We start from the raw sequence: 17,396 nt of genomic DNA on the forward strand, positions 1-17,396 counted from the left end.
GGTTGTGTCGTTATGCGAGGGAGAGAGGGGGAGGGTTCGAAAACAGCGAGACGGGCTGCACGTTGAGCGAAGGCAACAGAGGTTCGTCCTGCCGGGAGACGCGAGCCGGCCAGCCCGGCGACTCCACCGGCAGGGCGAGGAAGAGCCGGTCGCACGTCTCATCGCCTGCGCGCGAGGGTCGTCCCGCCTCGTCGAGCAAAGCGACATTGCCTTCGTTGGCGTCGAAGAAGCTGACGGACTGCGAACGTCCCGCAGGCGTCGGACGATACTGGTCCACACGCGCGCCGAGCCGCCACGCAACCAGGGACACGCAGAGAAAGATCAACAGCCATGCTGTCGATTGCCAGGTCGAGCGCGCTTTCCCATGCGTTGACATTGAAGTTCGCCCCTGCGCCGGCGGACTGTGTTCCGGGCGCCCGTGCCTGTAAATTGTACTCCCACCGGCAAATCGTCTTCTTGAAACTTCAAGCCTCAATGCAACCATTCTTCCGCTTCCGCACCCTCATAGAGGGTTGAGCATTTACAAAATATGTGGGACGAGGGTGGGAAACATGAAGAGTCTGATTGCCGGTGCATTGGTTGCAGTAAGTCTGAGCGCGGTTGCAGTGGCCGAAGGGCCCGATAAGGCGAAGTTGGACGGACGCATTCAGGCGGCGCACGCCGTGCTGCATGAGCTGATGGCGACGCCGGATAAGAATGTGCCGCTGGATATCGCCGCCAAGGCCCAGTGCGTGGCCGTCGTTCCCGGCTTCAAGAAGGGCGCCTTCCTCATCGGCGGACAGTATGGCCAGGGCGTGGCGACCTGCCGCACCGGACATGGCTGGAGCGCCCCGGTCTTTATCCAACTGACAGGAGCTAGCTTTGGCTTACAGGCCGGCGGCCAGTCGACCGATCTGGTCATCGTCGGCATCAACCGCCGCAGCATGGACGACCTGTTGAAGGATAAGGTCAAGCTGGGCGGCGACATCGCGGCCTCGGCCGGCCCCGTGGGACGCAACTCGCAGGCCTCCACCACCGAGCTGGCGAACGCCGAGTTCCTCACCTACTCGCGCTCGAAGGGCCTGTTTGCCGGCGTCGACCTGACCGGCGACGTCGTCCACCAGAACGGCGACGACACCATGGCGTACTACGGCAAGGACATTCCGTACCAGAAGGTTCTGGCCGGCGAAGTCGTTCCCCCCGCATCGGCCGTTCACTTTCTCGCGACGGTGAACCAGATGTTCCGCCGCGGAAAGGCGAACGAAGGCAAATAACTTTCGCCGCGACGCGCATCTTACTTGTAAACGGGCGGGCCGGACTCAAACGGCCCGCCTCGTTGCATGGAGGTGACTGATGCTTCTGGCGACCTCTGGCGCCGCTCTTCTCTGCCTCGTGATTCTGGCCTACGCGCGGCTGCGCAGGCATCGCCGTCGGGTGCTCGAGGCCCAGACGATCGCCGCTTCGGCCCTGCATGCGGAGTTGGCGCAGGACGCCAGCCTACTGCTGATCGATGTGCGCCAGCCGCTCGACCTGCTGGCCTACCCGGAGATGATTCCCGGCGCGACGCGCATCGCGCCGAAGGATATCCTCGAAGGCCGGGCGATCCTGCCGCGCGACCGGCCGATGGTGGTCTACTGCACCTGTCCGGGCGATGACACCAGCCGCAAGGTGCTGCAGCGCGCCAAGGAGATGGAGTTTCAAGACATCCGCATCCTGCGCGGCGGCCTGGCCGGATGGAAGGCCGAGGGCTTTCCGGTTCAGCCTTACGATAAGTCGTTCCATCTGGACACGCCACAGCCTGAAGTAAGCACATAGCGATGGATATTCTCCAGATCTTCTACAGCCACAGGAAGCCAGCGGATCTTCATTATCGCCGCATCATCTGCTGGATACGACGTTTCACCTCGTCGTGCGCGATAAAAACTCCCTAATCGAACTGACGCCGGCGCTCCACGAGGACGGCCTCTTCTTCCTCATCCTCAAAGTCGAGCGCTTCAAGGACGATGTCCGCGACCAGGCTCTCCGGGCTGATGCCGTCGGCTTGCGCGGCCTGGACCAGGCGCGCCTCCTGTTCGGGTGTGAGTGAGATCACCATACGGTCGAGGTAGAAGCCGTCTTCGGTCCATGTCAACTAGAATCAAATCCATGCTGCCCTCCGAAGTACGCCGCGTTCAGACCGCGATCGACAACAAAAATGCGAAGGAGCTGGAGTGGTCGCTCTGGTACTGCCGCATGCGCCAGACCGTCTCCTCCGCCCGCCCGGCCGACGCGAAGTACTGGCGCGCGATGGAGGCCGAGGTCGAGGCCGCGCTCGCCCCGCCGCCTCCGCCGAAGGTCTATCCGGCGAAGAAGAAAAAGAAGGGCGTACGCGGGCTGGGCTTCGGGCCGGTGGACGAGAACGCCGAAGCGTCCACCGAGCCATCCGGAGAAGAGACCGCATAGGCCAGACAGCCCGCATGGCGGCTACAGTTTCCGATAGAATCGGTGAGGCGCACCCGCGCACAAGGACGTAGAGTATGGCATCGTTTATGGGAAATATCCCGCCTTTGAAGGACGTACACAGCCAGTTGAAGGCGCGGTTTGAGAAGACCGTCGAGGACTTTCGGGCGAACCTGCTTTCGGCCCGCACCGGTCGTGCGAGCGTCCACATGCTCGACCAGGTGAAGGTCGACTACTACGGCACGGATACGCCGGTCGCGCAGGTCGCCCAGGTGACGACGCCCGAGGCGCAGTTGATCCTGGTGCAGCCGTGGGAGATCTCGCTGGTCGGCGCCATCGAAAAGGCGATCCGGACCTGCGGCCAGGGCTTCAACCCGTCGCACGATGGCCGCGTCATCCGCGTGCCGATCCCGGCGATGACGGAGGAGCGCCGCAAGGAGGCCGTCAAACACCTCTCGGGCGTGCTCGAAGGCCACAAGACCAGCATGCGCAACATCCGCCGCGAGGGCAACGAGCAGGTGAAGAAGGCCGCCAAGGACAAGCTCATCTCCGCCGACGACGAGAAGCGCGCCAACGAAGAGATCCAGCAACTGACCGACGCCGAGATCAAGCGTCTGGACGATCTGTTCAAAGCCAAGGAAAAAGAACTGCTGACGATCTGACGCCTCTCGGGTCGACAGTTCAAGGCGGCGATAGCTTCGGCTGTCGCCGTTCTGTTTTGTATACCGCGCCCAAACTGTTCGTCATCCTGAACGCAGTTTGGGCGGGTGCTTGCCAACGACACAGACTTGCTTCTACACGCCCTGATACACCAGCCCCACAAAGTCATCCGGCTTGCGCGAGCCGCCGCCCCACTTGGCGTCGAAGGCCGCGGTCGGCTTCGCGGCGATCGCGGCGTCGAGCGCCATGCCCTTTGCCTTCAGCGCTGCGACGTTCCCGCGAACGGTCGCCAGCATGTCGTGAAACTCCTTCAACTGCGCGCGCGTCCCTACAGGTCCGTGGCCGGGGATGATGATCGTGCTCGAGGCCGTCCTGGCCAGGTTCAGGCTGCTCGCCGCGATCATGCCGTCGATGCTGCCGCCGGTCGAGTAGTCGATGAACGGGTAGAAGCCGTTGAACCACGTATCGCCGCAGTGAAAGACGTCCGCCTCGATGAAGTTGACCGAGAGATCCGAGTCCGTGTGGGCGGGGTCGTAGTGGTGCAGCACCACCGTGCTGCCGTTAGCCAGCAGGATAGAGTCGTCCGCGACGATGTCGGTCGGCCGCGCGGCTGCCGGGGCCGGCTGGAAGGTGTACGCGAAGGCCGCGATCGTCGTCGGCTGGCTCAGGTGCGTCAGCGTGTTCTTATGCGCCGTGATGGTCGCGCCGGCCTTGTGCATCCACTCGTTGCCGTCGGTGTGGTCGAAGTGCCAGTGCGTGTCGATGAGGTGGCGGATGGGCCGGCGATCGAGCGTGTTCAGCGCCGCCTCGATGTGCGCGCGCGAGCTTGAAAAGCCCGCATCGACCAGCAGCTTGCCGTCCGGTCCGTTCAGCACGGCGATGTTGCCGCCGGAGCCGGAGAGCAGGCTGACGTTGCGGCGCAGCGGCGTCAGCGTGATCTTCGCGTTGGCGGCGGCGGCGCGCGCCGTCGCGACCATGTCGGCCTGTTGGCCGAAGATGCTGTGCGGAACAAGGCTGGCGGCTGCGGCAGCAAGGCCGGCGGACCGCAGAAACTGGCGGCGGCTGGAGTGAAGCATCTGGCTGTGGTTCATACCAACAGTTATACCGCCTGCGGTTGGGTTCGTCGCAAGTCCTGCATTTGTGGGCGCAACCGGGCACAAATGTTTGTCATCCTGAGCGAAGCGCAGCGGAGTCGAAGGACCTGCTGTTTGCCCGGAGCGGCATGGGCTCCTCGGGCAAGACGCAGGTCCTTCGCTTCGCTCAGGATGACAGGCAATTTACAGAGTTCGAAGTCCGCTCTAGGGAACCTCTGATTAAGATAGGTCCGGGCTTTAGCCCGGACAATAAGCCCCGCAGAGTCAGTGGGGCTTTAGCCCCTGGGATATGGGTTGCGGACTTAATCAGAGCACCCCTAGTTCCGGTGATCGACGACGATCTTCCATCCCGCCTCGGTCTTTTCCATCACCAACGAGAAGACGCCATCCGCATTCCCTCCGGCTTTCCTGCTCCGGTCCAGGTGATACCGGCCCACCACCACCGACACCCGTTCGTCGACCGAGCGCGGCTCGAGCCCCGTGTAGCTCACCTGGCCCATCGCCTCTTTGGTCGGGAAGTTGCGATGCAGGTCCTGCACGATGCCCGCGTAGCCGTGGCTGATCGTATCCGCGACGAAGAGCGTATCGGGCGAATCCTTATACGCGCTGGCGTACTCCTCGATATTTCCTGCGTTCCATGCGCGCTCCTGCGCCAGCACGACCTTCACCGCGTCGAGCTCCTGCCGGGACATCGTGCGGAGTTGGTCGGGCTTCTCCTGCGCCGGCAGCCGCGCCGGCGGGACCACAAGTACGGCAAACAGCAGGGCGTGGGAGGCACGTTTGCGAAGGCGCATGGGCAGTCACCGGCGGTCGGGGTTGTGGTCGTGCGTGTGCGGTTGCGCGAGCGCGTCGTTCGGCTTCACGCCAAAGGTCGGGATGATCCAGAGGACCGTGACCAGCGCGATATCGGCCATGGCGAAGCGCGGATACCGGTACGCCAGCGGGACGCCGATCAGGTACACGAAGAGGCTGAAGATATGCTTGCGCTGGGTCGCGATGTCCTCTTCGATCAGTTGGCCCTCCAGACACAGCACGCGATTGACCGCGACGCGCAGCACCCAGAAGCTCAGGCCGTTCGCCACCATCGAGATGCCGTAGAGCATGACCGAAAAGGGTTCGAAGTGCTTCTCCAGCACGTAGTCCGTGAAGAACGGCATCAGCGAGATGCAGAAGAGAAAGCCCAGGTTCGCGTACAGGATGAACTCGTCGACGGCCTTCAACCGATGCACCAGCTCATGATGGTTGATCCAGTAGATGCCCGCCACCGCGAAGGAGAGCAGGTACACCAGCAGGATGGGCAGGATCGGCTGCAGGCCCGCGAAGCCGCTCTCGTGCGGCACCTTCAGCTCCAGCACCATGATGGTGATAACGACCGCGAGTACGCCGTCCGAGAAGGCTTCCAGGCGGCCCGGCGATGGACGTGTCTTAGACATAAGTAGAGAGCAGAATACACGGAGGCGATCCCCGCGCAGCCTGAGCCCCCTACCTCGTCATCCCGAGCGGAGCGTAACGCAGGTCCTTCGCTAAGCTCAGGATGACGGGCACTGGGGGTGAGGTTGAAAATAGCAGGCGGACGAAAGCCTTACAGCGCCGCGATCTCCGCCGCCGCCGATGCGAGCGCCTTCTCCTTGGCCTCCGGTCCGTACGCGATGCCTTCCGCCCGCACGACCTGGATATCCGTAATGCCGAGGAATCCCAGCACGGTCTTCAAATACTTCTCCTGGAAGTCGAAGGCCTCATACGGCGAGCCGGGGCCATACATTGCTCCGCGGGTCGAGACGATCACCACCTGCTTGCCGCCGCACAGGCCCTTCGCGCCGGCCGGGCTGTAGCTGAAGGTCTTGCCCGCGACGCAGATCAGGTCGATCCACGCCTTCAACTGGCTTGGGATGCTGAAGTTGTACAGTGGCGCGCCGATGACGATGATGTCGGTGGCGAGGAACTCGGCCAGAATCTCCTCGCCGAGCTTCAACTCCTGCAACTGTGCCGGAGTCTTGGTCTCGAGGTCGGCGCCATGCACGCGCAGCACGGCGGTGTAATGGCTCAACGGTTCATCGACCAGGTCGCGATAGGCCAGCTCTGCGCCGGGATGCTTCGCCAGCAGCTTCTCCGCGACGGCCTTGGTCAGGGGACGCGAAACCGAGTTTGCGCCGGTCACGCTCGAATCGAGTTGCAGGATCTTCATGGTTCTCTCCTTGCCGATCTTAAACATATGCCGTTTAGTCGACATCTGTTGCTTAATATCTACACGACATCTGTTGCTTAGGCAACGGTTCGCGTAAAATTCTTCCTATGCACGATGCGGGCGAATCCGAGTGTCGAAAGGATGCGCTGCTCGACCCGCGCATACGCCGGTCGCGGCAGATGCTGCACGATGCCCTGGCCCAACTGTTGACGCAGAAGGAGTTCGACAAGATCTCGATTCAGGAGATCGCCGAGCAGGCCGGGCTGAATCGCGCGACCTTCTACTCTCACTATCCGGACAAGTTCACGCTGCTGAACTGCATGGTGGGAACGCGCTTTCATGGGCTGATGGCCCGGCGGAATGTGCAGGTAAACGACTGTGGCGGCGCGCTGAAGGCGATCGCGATGGGCGTGTGCGACTTCCTGATCGACATGCCTGGCGTGGGCGTCGCAGCAGGCGGCGGACAGGTGGAGGGCAGCATCCAGATGGCGATCGTGGAGGTCGTGCAGGGGATTCTGCTTCGCGGCATGAATCGCCATGAGCCGCGCGATCCGGTGGACGCGAAGACCCTGGCTGCGACGATCGCCTGGGCGATCTATGGCGCGGCGTACACCTGGGTGCGGACCGAGGAGCGATGCACCGCCGAGCATATGGCCGAGGCGCTCGACCGGCTGATCTCGCCGATGCTGCATGCGGGCGCGTCGGGCGGGTAGCGGCAAAATTCTCTGGCTTCCGGGATGTTGCGGTTCAAATGGAAGCTGCGTCGCAACGGCGCTCGACCGGCCTGTTTTTTTTCAAAAGGGGACTCGTACCGGCCTGTGTATCTGCGATCAAAAAATATTTCGATCGGACCGCATTTCTGGGCATAAGATCGTGCATACATTCGCACCTCGTTGAAATTCAACCCAGTCGCGCACGGAGCGACGCCAGAGGCTTGCATGCCGCACTCAGTTGAACCCTCCGTCGTGGAAGGCCAGCAGGAAACCATGATCGCCTCCTCCGCCGCCACCCTGCTCGACATCGTCCGCGCGCTGGTCGAAGAGCCCCAACGCGCCACGGTGGAGCCCGTGACCACTCCGCGCGAGACGGTGCTGGTCGTAACCGTCGGGCCGCGCGATCTGGGCAAGGTGATCGGCAAGCAGGGCCGCACCGCGGACTCGCTGCGCGCCGTGATGCACGCCATCGGCACCAAGCGCGGACATCGTTTTCAGTTGGATATCCGCTCCACCGACCAGCACCCCAAAGACCGCTTTCCCGCACGGCCGGCCGCGACGATGCTGTAAGCAACCGTTTTGAGGACGCACCCATGCACCTTCGGCTCAGCTTTCAACAAACGACTGACGAACGTCTCCTGGTGATCGCCGAAGTCTCTGCCGCATCGAGTCCGGGATCGCGCAGCGCCTGCACCCTGACTGCGTTCGACCACGAGGATATCTTTCTGCAGCGCGTGATCGCGGCCGGGTTGGACGACCGCGCGACGTGCGACCTGATCTCCGCGGCCCTTCTGACCGTCTCGCAGCCCACCCGCCCGAGGGCCTGGGTGGAGCTCGAACTGGACCTGCGGCAGATGGCCGCGCTGGGTCTGGAGCAGGGCCAGCCGGAGAGCGAAAGCTCCGCGCCGCACCTGCCCTTTACCGGAAACATGCTGGCATTTCACCAATTCCTGCTGCAGGCGCCGACGCCGTTCGTCATGCTTTCAGGTCCGGAGCATCGCTTCACCTTCATCAATCAGCCCTATGTCGAACTGATTGGGCGAACCTCGAAAGAGGAGATCCTCGGCAAGACGGTGCGCGCCGTGCTGCCGGAGCTGGAGGGTCAGCCCTTCTTTCACCTGCTCGACGAGGTCTTCCGGACGCAGATTCCGTATGTCGGCATCGAGGTTCCCGGACGGTTGCGCCGGCCCAACGGGCTGGGCTACGACGATCGCCACTTCGACTTCATCTATCACCCGGTAGTCGGGCAGAACGGCAAGACCTCCGGCATCATGGTGCAGGCCTCCGACGTGACCGAAAAGGTGCTGGCGCGCGAGGTCAGCGAAAGGCGCGAGCAGCAGATGTTCCGGTTCTGGGAGGAGCTGGATACCATCTACCGCAGCTCGCCGGCGGCCATGGCGCTGTTCCGCGCCGACGACCTGACGATCCTCCGGCTGAACGGCAAGCAGGCGGAGTGGATGGGCAGCACAGCCGCCGAACTGACCGGCAGGCGCATCACCAGCATGCCGTTCCACAATCCGCTGTACGTCTCCCTGCTGCGCCGCGCGGCGGCCGGCGAGGCGATTCGCGACTACGTGTTTCGCGATATGTTCTGCGACGAGGTGATGCCGGTGCGGATCTTCCGGCTCAGCCTGACCCCGGTCCGCAACCCCTCGGGCGAGATCGAGGCCGTCAGCTCGATCGCGGTCGAGCATCTCTCCGGGGCCGATGCCGGGGAGGTCTGCGTACGCGCCGAGTCTCTGCCCGTGCTTTAAGTTGCCGAAGAAGGTAAGCGGCATGTGCGATTTGCCCCGGATTGGCCGGTGCGTTTTTGTGCGCGGGACGTCCAACGGAGTAACGCAGGCGAAAAATCTGGGGGAGTGCCCTGTTGTTAGTGCAAGACAGGCCTTGTCGCCCCCGGAAGATCGAGACGAACATCGGGGTGAACTCGCAACCGCGGGGCCGCTCCCATATAATCGAGCTTTCCCCAGTCAGTTGCTTGGGACGTGATTTTGAAGGCAGTGAGGGTGTGCGTATCTTTACCGTGAACCGAGAGAGCGGAAGCTCGCTCAAGCAACAGATCGTGTCGGCAAGCGGGCCCAGGGGCCTGCTTCGGATGGCAAATGGAGTGAGCGGTTATGCGCTCGCCACCGCGCTTGCATTTATAGCGTCGGCCCCGGCAGTGTTCGCGCAGTCAGCCCCAGCGCAGGACGTCCTTACCAATAACGGCAACGCCCAGGCTCTGTGCCAGCCGCAGGTGATCGGTAATCGCCGGATTCCCAAGGAATCCGTGCTCGCCCGCCTGTTCAGCCGGCAGGGCGACCTGTACGACCCGCAGATCGTCGAGCGCGATTTCAACTCGCTCTGGAATACCGGCTACTTCGAGAACATCCGCATCGAGCGCGTGGATACCCCCGCCTGCGTGCAGATGGTCATCTATGTGCAGGAAAAGCCGACCATCCGCGAGATCAACTACACCGGCCTGAACGCGGTGTCGCAGTCGGACGTGCTGGAGCGGTTCAAGAAGGCCAAGGTCGGTCTGACGGTCGAAAGCCAGTACGACCCGACCCGCATCAAGAAGGCCGAGAACGCGCTGCGTGACCTGCTCTCCGAGCACGGACACCAGTTCGCCATCATCAAGACCGAGGTCAAGACGATTCCGCCGGCCGCCGTGGCCGTCACCTTCCGGATCAAGGAAGGCCCGACCGTCAAGGTCGGCAAGATCGTCTTCGACGGCAACGACAACCTGAGCGACCGCACGCTGCGCGCCTCCATGCGCAACCTGAAGCCGATCGGCATTCCGCATTCGATCATCCTTGAGAATCTCTTCGCCCGCACCTTCGACGCCAGCAAGCTGGACGAAGATGCCGAGCGCGTCCGCGGCGCGTACCGCGATCGCGGTTACTTCAAGGCGCAGACCGCCGAGCCCATCACCAAGGTGCGCGACGCCGGCGGCATCAACATCTTCACCATGCAGCCTTCGAAGGGTAAGCGCATCGACATCCTGATGCCGGTCGAAGAGGGCGAGCGCTACCGCCTGGGCGGCATCACCTTCAAGGGCAACAAGGCCGTAACGAACCTCCGCATACTGCGCGCGCAGTTCGCCCAGAAGGACGGCGAATGGTTCAACACGACCGTCTTCGGCAAGGGCCTGGAGCAGCTCCGCAAGGCCTACGGCGAGCTGGGTTACATTAACTTCGTCGGCTCGCCCGTACCGCGCTTCGACGAAGCCAAGCACCTGATCTACCTCGACATCGACATCGACGAGGGCAAGCCGTTCTACGTCTCGCGCATCGAGTTCACCGGCAACAGCATCACCCGCGACAAGGTCATCCGCCGCGAACTGATGCTCGAAGAGGGCCAGGTCTACAACTCGCGCCTGTGGGATCTCTCGATTCTGCGCCTGAACCAGCTCAGCTACTTCGAGCCGCTGAAGGTCGAGCAGGACTCCGAGAACCGGCTGGACGCGGACAACGGCACGGTCGACCTGCTGCTGAAGCTGAAGGAGAAGGGTAAGAACTCCATCGGTCTGAACGGCGGCGTCAGCGGTCTGTCGGGTTCGTTCGTCGGTCTGAACTACGAGACCAACAACTTCCTCGGTCTGGGCGAGACGCTCTCGGTTGTCGCCAACATCGGCGACCTGTCGCGCAACCTGACCTTCGGCTTCACCGAGCCCTACCTGCGCAACAAGCCGATCTCGCTCGGCGTGCAGGTCTTCGACTCGAAGTACGACTACAACCCGGCCAAGAGCTACAGCGCAAGCGGCGCAAGCGCCAACCTTTCGGCCGCGCAGAGCTCGCAGTTGACGAACTACAACCAGTCGACCAAGGGCGTCACGACCTCGGTCAGCCGGCCGATCCGCCACCTGTTCGCGCGGTCGGGCGTCACGCGCGTGGGTGTGTCGTACTCGCTCTCGCGCTCGTCGATCTCGACCTTCAATGACAACACGCGCAACGTCTTCCAGTCGCTGGCCTTCCGCTCGGGCGTCGCCGGGCAGAACCAGTTGAACGGCATCGTGAACTCGGTGATCTCGCCCAGCTTCACGTTCTCGAGCCTGGATCGCGGCGTCGGACCGCACAACGGCAAGGACTTCAACCTCGCGGTGCAGATCGCGGGCGCGGGCGGAAACGTCAAGTACATCCAGCCAGCGTTGAGCTATCGCCAGTTCTTCCCGATGAAGGGTCTGCGCGTGAACCGCGAAGGCCACAACGTGCTGGGATACCGCGTGCAGATCGCGCACGTGAACGGCTTCGGCGGCGAAGTGGCTCCGCCGACCAGCCGCGTCTACGGCGGCGGCGAATCGGATATCCGCGGCTTCGACATCCGCTCCGCGTCGCCTTACGTCTTCATCCCGAACCGCGTGCTCTTCAACCTGACCAACCCGGACGGCTCGCTCGTACCGCGCGACCCGTCGAACCCGACGCTGGGCAATGTGCAGATTCCCCTGCCGCTCTATCGCCTGGTCTCGGTCGGTGGCGACACCAGCATCACGTCGAACGTCGAGTACCGCATCCCGATCGTCAACCAGGTCACGTTCGCGTTCTTTACGGACTTCAACATGACCTTCAACACGATGAAGAGCCAGCTCGAGCAGACCGCCGCGGGCTACTCTTCAGTCGAGAGCCCGCTCTACGGCTGCCCGACGATCGTGAACGGATCGTGCTTCGGCGGCGTCAGCTTCGACGGCCAGAACGGCCATCCGGCGCCCTTCGCGAAGACGCTGCAGACCGTGCCCGGCTCGAACTATGTGCCGCGCATGTCGAGCGGCGCCGAGCTGCAGGTCATTCTGCCGATCGTCAACGCGCCGTTCCGGCTCTTCTACGCCTACAACCCGCTGCGCCTGTACAAGGATCTGCCGCAACAGCTTGCGCTTCCGCTCAACGCTCCTGCCGGCACGACCACCTTCCGCGACCTCTTCCCCACCACGGGCGCGGGCCTGTTCAGCTATCAGCAGGCAGTGCAGTATTACGGCGCGGCCTACCAGTTGCGCGAACCGAGAAAGACCTTCCGGCTGTCGGTCAGCACGACCTTCTAACCTGGGGGCTGATTTGAAAATGACGGGCGAAGCCGAGAGGCTTCGCCCGTTTTTGCGTCCGCGAAAGGCGATGAAGGTCAGGGTGCCCCATCCTTCGTTTTGTCTCATCGAACGAAGGGTGGGACGTACGAGGTCCGAGCAGCCTACGTCCCACCCTTTCGATGAAGCCGAAAGGATGGGGCACCCGAGCATCTGTCACATCTTTACTGCACCACCAGCGTCAGCCCAACCATCTTCGTCACGCCCCCGCCGCTGCCCGAGACCACGAGGTTATACGTCCCCGAGGGAGTCGGCGTGGAGCCGCTGGGCAGGCTGGTCGCCGGTATCTTGCGCGCGTCGCCGCAGCCGGCCAGCGCCAGCAGCAGGCAGAGAGCAGCGAACCTGCGACGGCGGCGCGGCAGCAGGGCCAGCGGCAGCAGCAGCGCGAGCCACACCGCGCGGCGTCCCCAGGGCAGGGGCGCGGGCGAGGCCTTCGCGAGGCCGGTGCCGACGTTGACCGTGATCGTCGTCGTACCGCCCAGCGACGGCGCCGCCGGGCTGACCGCGCAGGCCGCATGAGCGGGCGCGCCGGTGCAGGTGAAGGCGACCGTGCCGGGCACTCCGGCGGCCGAGCTGAGCAGCAGCCCGTAGCTCGCGGTGGCGCCGCTGACCAGCGTCGCCGTGGTCGGCCCGTTCGGAGTCAGGCTGAAGTCGATGCCGATGCCCGCGAGCGCGAGGCTCTGCGGCGAGCTGGCGGCCGAGTCCGTAAAGGTGAGCGTGCCCGTACGCGGTCCCGCGACGGTGGGGGAGAACGCTACCTGCAGGGCGCAGGCGGCGCCGGCGGCGAGCGAGCTGCCGCAGGTGCTGGCCGAAGACACGAAGTCGCCCGTCACCGCCACGCCGGAGATCGCGAGCGCGACCCCGCCGTTATTCGTCAGGGTAACGGTCTGGACGGCGGAGGTCTGGCCGACGGGCGTATTCGCGAACGTCAGGCCGGAGACGGGCGAGAGCGATACCCCGGCCGGCGCAAGGCCCGCGCCCGAGAGCGCGACGCTCTGGCTGCGGAACTGGTCCGCGACGGTGAGCACGCCTGTCTGCGCCCCGACCGACTTCGGCACGAACGACACCGCGATGACGCACGTGGAGTGCGCGTTCAGCGAGGCGCCGCAGCCGTTGACGGCGGTGAAGTCTCCGCTGGCGATGGACGCGGCGATGAGCGTCAGGGCGACGTCCCCGGAGTTGGTGAGGGTGACCTGCTGGGCGGCGCTGGCGGTGTTCAACACCTGCGGGGCAAAGCTGAGGCTGAGCGGCGCGAGAGCGTCCGTGGCCGGGGCTGTGCCCGTGCCGGTGAGGCTGGCGGTCTGGGTTCCGACGTCGTCGACGACGGTGAGCGTGCCCGTCCGAACGCCCGAGGCGCTGGGAGCGAAGACGATGGACACGGTGCAGCCGGTTCCCGCGGCGAGCGTCGCACCACAGGTGTTCGCTGTGATGACGAAGTCCCCGCTGATTGCGATGCTGGCGATCGCGGAGGCCACGCCGCCGGTGTTCGAGATGGCGATGTTCTGCACCGCACTCCTGGCTCCGACGATGGCGCTGGGGAAGCTGAGCGCAACCGGGGTAAGCACGACGGCGGCGGGTGTCTTACCAATCCCGTTGAGCGAGGCCGTCGCCTGGCCGCCCGCGACGTTGCCGTAGACGGTAAGCACGCCGCTGCGCGCGCCCGTCGCCGACGGAAGAAAGACGACCTGCACGGTGCAGCTTGCTCCTGCCCCGATAGGGGCGGCGAGGCACGTGTTCGTCTGGTTAAAATCGCCGGTCGTCGTGACGCTCGATACCGTCAATGCTGCGTTTCCTGAATTTGTAACCGTGACGGTCTGCGCTGCGCTGGCCGTGCCGACCGGCTCCGTCGCGAAGGTGAGCGCGGTGGGCGAGAGCGTCATGGCCGGGGCCGCGGGGCTGATGGCGGTGACCAGCGGGATCTGCCAGATGCCGCGCCCGTAGGTGGCGGCGCGAAGCTCGCCGGTGCGGCCGTCGCCGGTGGGCATGGCGACGGCGGCGGCGAGCCCCACGACCGGCGCGTTCGGCAGGCCGGTCCCGTAGATGCTCCAGCAGTTGGCCGAAGCGCAGCTCGTGACCGCGGACGTGACGTAGAGCCCGGTGTCGAGCGCGACATAGAGCGTGTTCGCGTCGTTCGGGTCGACCACGACGGCATTCGCCGGGGCGTTCGGCAGGTTGCTGGAGATGTTCAGCCAGTGCGCGCCGCCGTCGGTCGAGCGGTAGAGATGCGGCGCGGAGACGCCGTTGCCCGCAAAGCCCATCACGGTCGCGTAGACGGTCTGGCCGGAGGGGTCATGCGCGTCCACGGTGACGGACGAGATGTCGAAGCCGCCGGGGTTGAAGACGCCAGCGTCCGCCGCATCGTTCGTGACGGTGGACTTGGCGAGATCGGTCCAGACGGTGCTGCTGGTGGCCGTGCCCCCGGCGAAGGTCGCGAAGAGGTGGCCGCCGAAGCTCGTGTTTCCGCCGTCGTCCGTGCCTGCCAGCCCGGCGTAGAGGACCTGCGAGCCGGCGTTCTGGATCGCCGTCGCGGAGCTGACCGGGCCGCCGGCGGCGAGCGAACGCACCACCGGGGAGCTGCTGGCGCAGGCCGTCGCAGCCGGCGCGCCGAAGGGTGCGCCGAGGAGGTCGAGCGAGGACCAGCCCGCGCCAGTCGCCGCGCCGCGCCACGCCCGGCAGGTGCCGATCAGGACGGACGAGGTCAAGGCCGGGTCGAGCAGCCACGGCGCGTCGATCTCGGAGAGGTCGTTGGCCGTCTGGGTCGCGCCGATGGCTGGCAGGCCGGTGAAGTCGGACGCCGCGCAGGCGCTGCCCTTCGCACAACGCCCGATGCTGACGCCGGCGGCGGTCGAGAGGTACCAGAGCGATGGATTGGCTGGGTCGATCGCGACGGCGCCGCCCTCGCCCACCGCAAGCTGCGGCCATACCGTGGCAGTGGAGGCCGCGGTTCCGTTCGCCCCCAGCCCCGCGAGCAGCAGCGTCGGGTCGACGGGGTTCTGGGCGAAGCTGACCACCTCCGCCAGCGAGCCCAGGCCGCCGTTGAGGTTCTGGAAGTGGTTCGCGTCGTCGGCCGAGCAGGGCGCCTGTAGCTGGCCGACCCCATCGGTCGAACGCCACAGGCCGCCGTCGTTCGCAAGATACACGAGCCCGCTGGCGAGCCCGGCCACCGCGTGCTGCGCGGGCGCGACCTTCGCCGGGGCCGCGCAGCCGTTCAGCGCGTTGGTTGTGTTGCGCTGCACGCAGCCTGCGGCGATCGAGCATCGGAAGAGGTCGATGGTGCCGGTAAACAAGAGCGTGTCCGAGGCGGACGGGATGGCCGCGAGCGTGAGGTCGTAGTCCGCCTGCGCGATGACGGTGCTGCCGCTTCCCTGCTCGAGCGCGGCGGACGGGAGCTGCGTGGCGAACTGGATCGGGCTGGTCGCGCAGGCGGCGCCCGTGGCGGCGCAGACATCCTGCCAAAGCCCCTGATCCTTGTTCGTGTTGTCCACCGACAGGGCGAAGGTGTCGCCCGTGACCGGCTGCACCGCCAGCGCGGCGCGGAAGAGCGGGCAGGACGAGCTGCCGAGGCCGCCCGCGTTGGTCGGGCAGGCGGCGAGCGTCAGTCCGGCGCCGGGCTGATGCGCGAGCCGCGTCCACGTCGCGCCGTCGACCGACTCGTAGAAGCCGTGGTAGCGGATCGCCGCGTAGAAGCGCTGCCGCAGCGGATTCCACACGACCGCCGTGGCCGCATTGCCGCCCTGATTCTGGCCTGCGAGCTGCGGCGTCTGCACGATCTGCGAACCATCCTCAACCGTCGCCATCTGCCAGGTCACGCCCGCGTCGGACGAGTAGTAGAGGCCCTTGACGCTGTTGGTGAGGTCGGCGGCGTTGACGATATCGCCCTCCGCCGCCTGCGAGAGAGCCGCGACGACCAGCGACGGCGTCGCCGACGAGAAGGCAAAGCCCGCGAAGCTGAGGCCGACGAAGCTGTGGTTGCCGGCGACGCCGTCGTGCGAGCCCTGGATGAGCGTCCAGGTCACGCCACCGTCAACCGACCGCAGCAGGCCGCCGCCGTAGTAGGAGTCGGTCGCGTCGTTGGGATCGCCCGTGCCGGCGAGCAGCACGCCGTTCGCGATCCCCAAGGCGCCGATGCTGAGCGACGGAATGGCGCTCGCGCCCGCGTTGGCGCTGAAGACGGGCAGCACATCCGTCAGCGGGGTAAAGACGATCGAGGCCGCGGGTCCCGCCGCATTGGTGGACTTCCAGACGCCGCCGCCAGTCGTACCCAGGTAGACGGTGTTGCCGGTGGCGTCGGCCGGGTCGATCGCGACCGACGTGACGCGGCCCGTGACGCTCCCGTAGCTGGCGGTCGCGACCTGCGCGGGGCCGACGCTGGTCCAGGCTGCGGTGAGGCTGGCGGCGCGGGGTTGCGCGGCCATGGCGAGGTGCTCGCGACGGGCTGCCTGCAACGCCTGTGCGGGATTGGCGCGGCCGTGGAGAAAACGGCTCGTGCGCTGGCGCTGGTCGGGCTGCTGGGCGTGCGCCTTGCATACGCAAAGGAGCGCCAGCAGGCAGCCGAAGGCACGGCGGCGAAGGATGCTCGAAGGCCGCGAGATTTGAGACATGTTCACACGATCCTGCCGGGGTCGCGGGCGAGAGTCAACTATCTTTTTCTAATTGCTTGATCGGCTGGGGTAGGTGGGGAGTTGAATGTGCTTTTTTGTTGTCATTCCTGAAGGGAATCTGCTGTTGCACTTGCTTTTGTTGGTTCCCCTTTTGTTTGTCATTCCCGTAGGGAATCTGCTTTTCGTTCTTCGTGCGTGAGAAACGGCTCCGCCAGATCCTCCCAGGTAGGATTCTCCGCCTCGATCAACGCAATCTTCTGAGCCCGAGTCCAGCCCTTCAGCTCTGTCTCACGCGCGATAGCGTTATTCACATACTTATAGAACTCAAAGTAGACCAGACGATCAATGTTGTAGCGCGCAGTGTGAGTACCGGGTATCGCTTTGCGGTGCGTGGTCACCCGACCGGCTAGATTGTTCGTCATTCCGACATACAGGTTTCGCGACCGGCTGGCCAGGATGTAGACCCAGAAACGATACTCGCGCCGCATGGGTGGCAGGATAGCAGCGCCGATACAAATACAAAAGCAGATTCCCTTCGGGAATGACAAACAAAAGGGCAACGGCAAAAGCGAAGGCAACAACAAAAGCAGATTCCCTTCGGGAATGACAAACAAAGGGGCAACGGCAACAGCAAAGGTAACAACAGCAGCAGATTCCCTGCGGGAATAACAA

16 protein-coding genes are annotated in these 17,396 nt (G+C 64.8%); 8 read left to right on the forward strand and 8 right to left on the reverse strand.

The features are described from left to right. Positions 1 to 10 precede the first annotated feature (10 nt). Positions 11 to 310 (reverse strand): hypothetical protein, encoded by a 300-nt coding sequence (locus CHB87_RS02285; RefSeq protein WP_142988170.1) that lies wholly within the window; start codon positions 308 to 310, stop codon positions 11 to 13. 241 nt (positions 311 to 551) lie between these two features. On the opposite strand from CHB87_RS02285, the gene CHB87_RS02290 reads away from it, so the two are divergent. Both CHB87_RS02290 and CHB87_RS02295 read left to right on the forward strand, forming a co-directional pair. Continuing rightward, positions 552 to 1,253: a lipid-binding SYLF domain-containing protein gene (locus CHB87_RS02290; protein WP_089406753.1), complete on the forward strand. Its 702-nt coding sequence runs from the start codon at positions 552 to 554 to the stop codon at positions 1,251 to 1,253. A gap of 79 nt (positions 1,254 to 1,332) precedes the next feature. After that, on the forward strand, positions 1,333 to 1,794 hold the full coding sequence (locus CHB87_RS02295) for a rhodanese-like domain-containing protein (RefSeq protein ID WP_089406754.1): 462 nt from the start codon (positions 1,333 to 1,335) through the stop codon (positions 1,792 to 1,794). Positions 1,795 to 1,906: 112 nt separating this feature from the next. Here the strand turns inward: CHB87_RS02295 and CHB87_RS02300 are convergent, their stop codons facing one another. After that, positions 1,907 to 2,110 carry a hypothetical protein gene (locus tag CHB87_RS02300; RefSeq protein ID WP_089406755.1) on the reverse strand — a complete coding sequence of 68 codons (204 nt, stop codon included), beginning with the start codon at positions 2,108 to 2,110 and terminating at the stop codon, positions 1,907 to 1,909. 14 nt (positions 2,111 to 2,124) lie between these two features. Here CHB87_RS02300 and CHB87_RS02305 point away from each other — a divergent pair, with 14 nt between their 5' ends. Together CHB87_RS02305 and frr are read left to right on the forward strand one after the other, a co-directional pair. Continuing rightward, a complete protein-coding gene (locus CHB87_RS02305; RefSeq protein WP_089406756.1) occupies positions 2,125 to 2,421 on the forward strand; it encodes a hypothetical protein in 297 nt (98 codons plus the stop codon). Positions 2,422 to 2,495: 74 nt separating this feature from the next. Next, positions 2,496 to 3,080 carry a ribosome recycling factor gene (frr, locus tag CHB87_RS02310; RefSeq protein ID WP_089406757.1) on the forward strand — a complete coding sequence of 195 codons (585 nt, stop codon included), beginning with the start codon at positions 2,496 to 2,498 and terminating at the stop codon, positions 3,078 to 3,080. A gap of 132 nt (positions 3,081 to 3,212) precedes the next feature. On the opposite strand, the gene CHB87_RS02315 is transcribed toward frr, so the two are convergent. The 4 genes from CHB87_RS02315 to CHB87_RS02330 all read right to left on the reverse strand — a co-directional run bounded on the left by CHB87_RS02315 (position 3,213) and on the right by CHB87_RS02330 (position 6,357). Continuing rightward, entirely contained in the window at positions 3,213 to 4,169 is a 957-nt protein-coding gene (locus CHB87_RS02315) for an MBL fold metallo-hydrolase (protein ID WP_089406758.1), read from the reverse strand. 320 nt (positions 4,170 to 4,489) lie between these two features. Then, positions 4,490 to 4,966 carry a YybH family protein gene (locus CHB87_RS02320; RefSeq protein WP_142988171.1) on the reverse strand — a complete coding sequence of 159 codons (477 nt, stop codon included), beginning with the start codon at positions 4,964 to 4,966 and terminating at the stop codon, positions 4,490 to 4,492. A gap of 6 nt (positions 4,967 to 4,972) precedes the next feature. After that, positions 4,973 to 5,605, reverse strand: coding sequence for a TMEM175 family protein (locus CHB87_RS02325; protein WP_089406759.1), 633 nt, complete (start codon positions 5,603 to 5,605; stop codon positions 4,973 to 4,975). Between the two features lie 149 nt (positions 5,606 to 5,754). Further along, positions 5,755 to 6,357: an FMN-dependent NADH-azoreductase gene (locus CHB87_RS02330; RefSeq protein ID WP_089407485.1), complete on the reverse strand. Its 603-nt coding sequence runs from the start codon at positions 6,355 to 6,357 to the stop codon at positions 5,755 to 5,757. Positions 6,358 to 6,464: 107 nt separating this feature from the next. On the opposite strand from CHB87_RS02330, the gene CHB87_RS02335 reads away from it, so the two are divergent. From CHB87_RS02335 to bamA, 4 genes are all read left to right on the forward strand, one after another. Beyond that, the gene (locus CHB87_RS02335; protein WP_089406760.1) at positions 6,465 to 7,070 is read left to right on the forward strand and encodes a TetR/AcrR family transcriptional regulator; all 606 of its coding nucleotides are present in this window, start codon (positions 6,465 to 6,467) and stop codon (positions 7,068 to 7,070) included. A 225-nt stretch (positions 7,071 to 7,295) separates the two neighbouring features. Then, on the forward strand, positions 7,296 to 7,640 hold the full coding sequence (locus CHB87_RS02340) for a KH domain-containing protein (RefSeq protein WP_217896997.1): 345 nt from the start codon (positions 7,296 to 7,298) through the stop codon (positions 7,638 to 7,640). Positions 7,641 to 7,711: 71 nt separating this feature from the next. Further along, on the forward strand, positions 7,712 to 8,824 hold the full coding sequence (locus CHB87_RS02345; protein ID WP_142988172.1) for a PAS domain-containing protein: 1,113 nt from the start codon (positions 7,712 to 7,714) through the stop codon (positions 8,822 to 8,824). A 341-nt stretch (positions 8,825 to 9,165) separates the two neighbouring features. Next, on the forward strand, positions 9,166 to 12,084 hold the full coding sequence (gene bamA, locus CHB87_RS02350; protein ID WP_425432464.1) for an outer membrane protein assembly factor BamA: 2,919 nt from the start codon (positions 9,166 to 9,168) through the stop codon (positions 12,082 to 12,084). Between the two features lie 203 nt (positions 12,085 to 12,287). Here the strand turns inward: bamA and CHB87_RS02355 are convergent, their stop codons facing one another. Together CHB87_RS02355 and CHB87_RS02360 are read right to left on the reverse strand one after the other, a co-directional pair. Continuing rightward, entirely contained in the window at positions 12,288 to 16,724 is a 4,437-nt protein-coding gene (locus tag CHB87_RS02355) for a beta strand repeat-containing protein (protein WP_089406763.1), read from the reverse strand. A gap of 158 nt (positions 16,725 to 16,882) precedes the next feature. Next, positions 16,883 to 17,338: a GIY-YIG nuclease family protein gene (locus CHB87_RS02360; RefSeq protein WP_245817768.1), complete on the reverse strand. Its 456-nt coding sequence runs from the start codon at positions 17,336 to 17,338 to the stop codon at positions 16,883 to 16,885. Positions 17,339 to 17,396: the final 58 nt, after the last annotated feature.

The sequence above is a fragment of the Granulicella rosea genome (assembly GCF_900188085.1).
Classification (GTDB): domain Bacteria; phylum Acidobacteriota; class Terriglobia; order Terriglobales; family Acidobacteriaceae; genus Edaphobacter; species Edaphobacter rosea.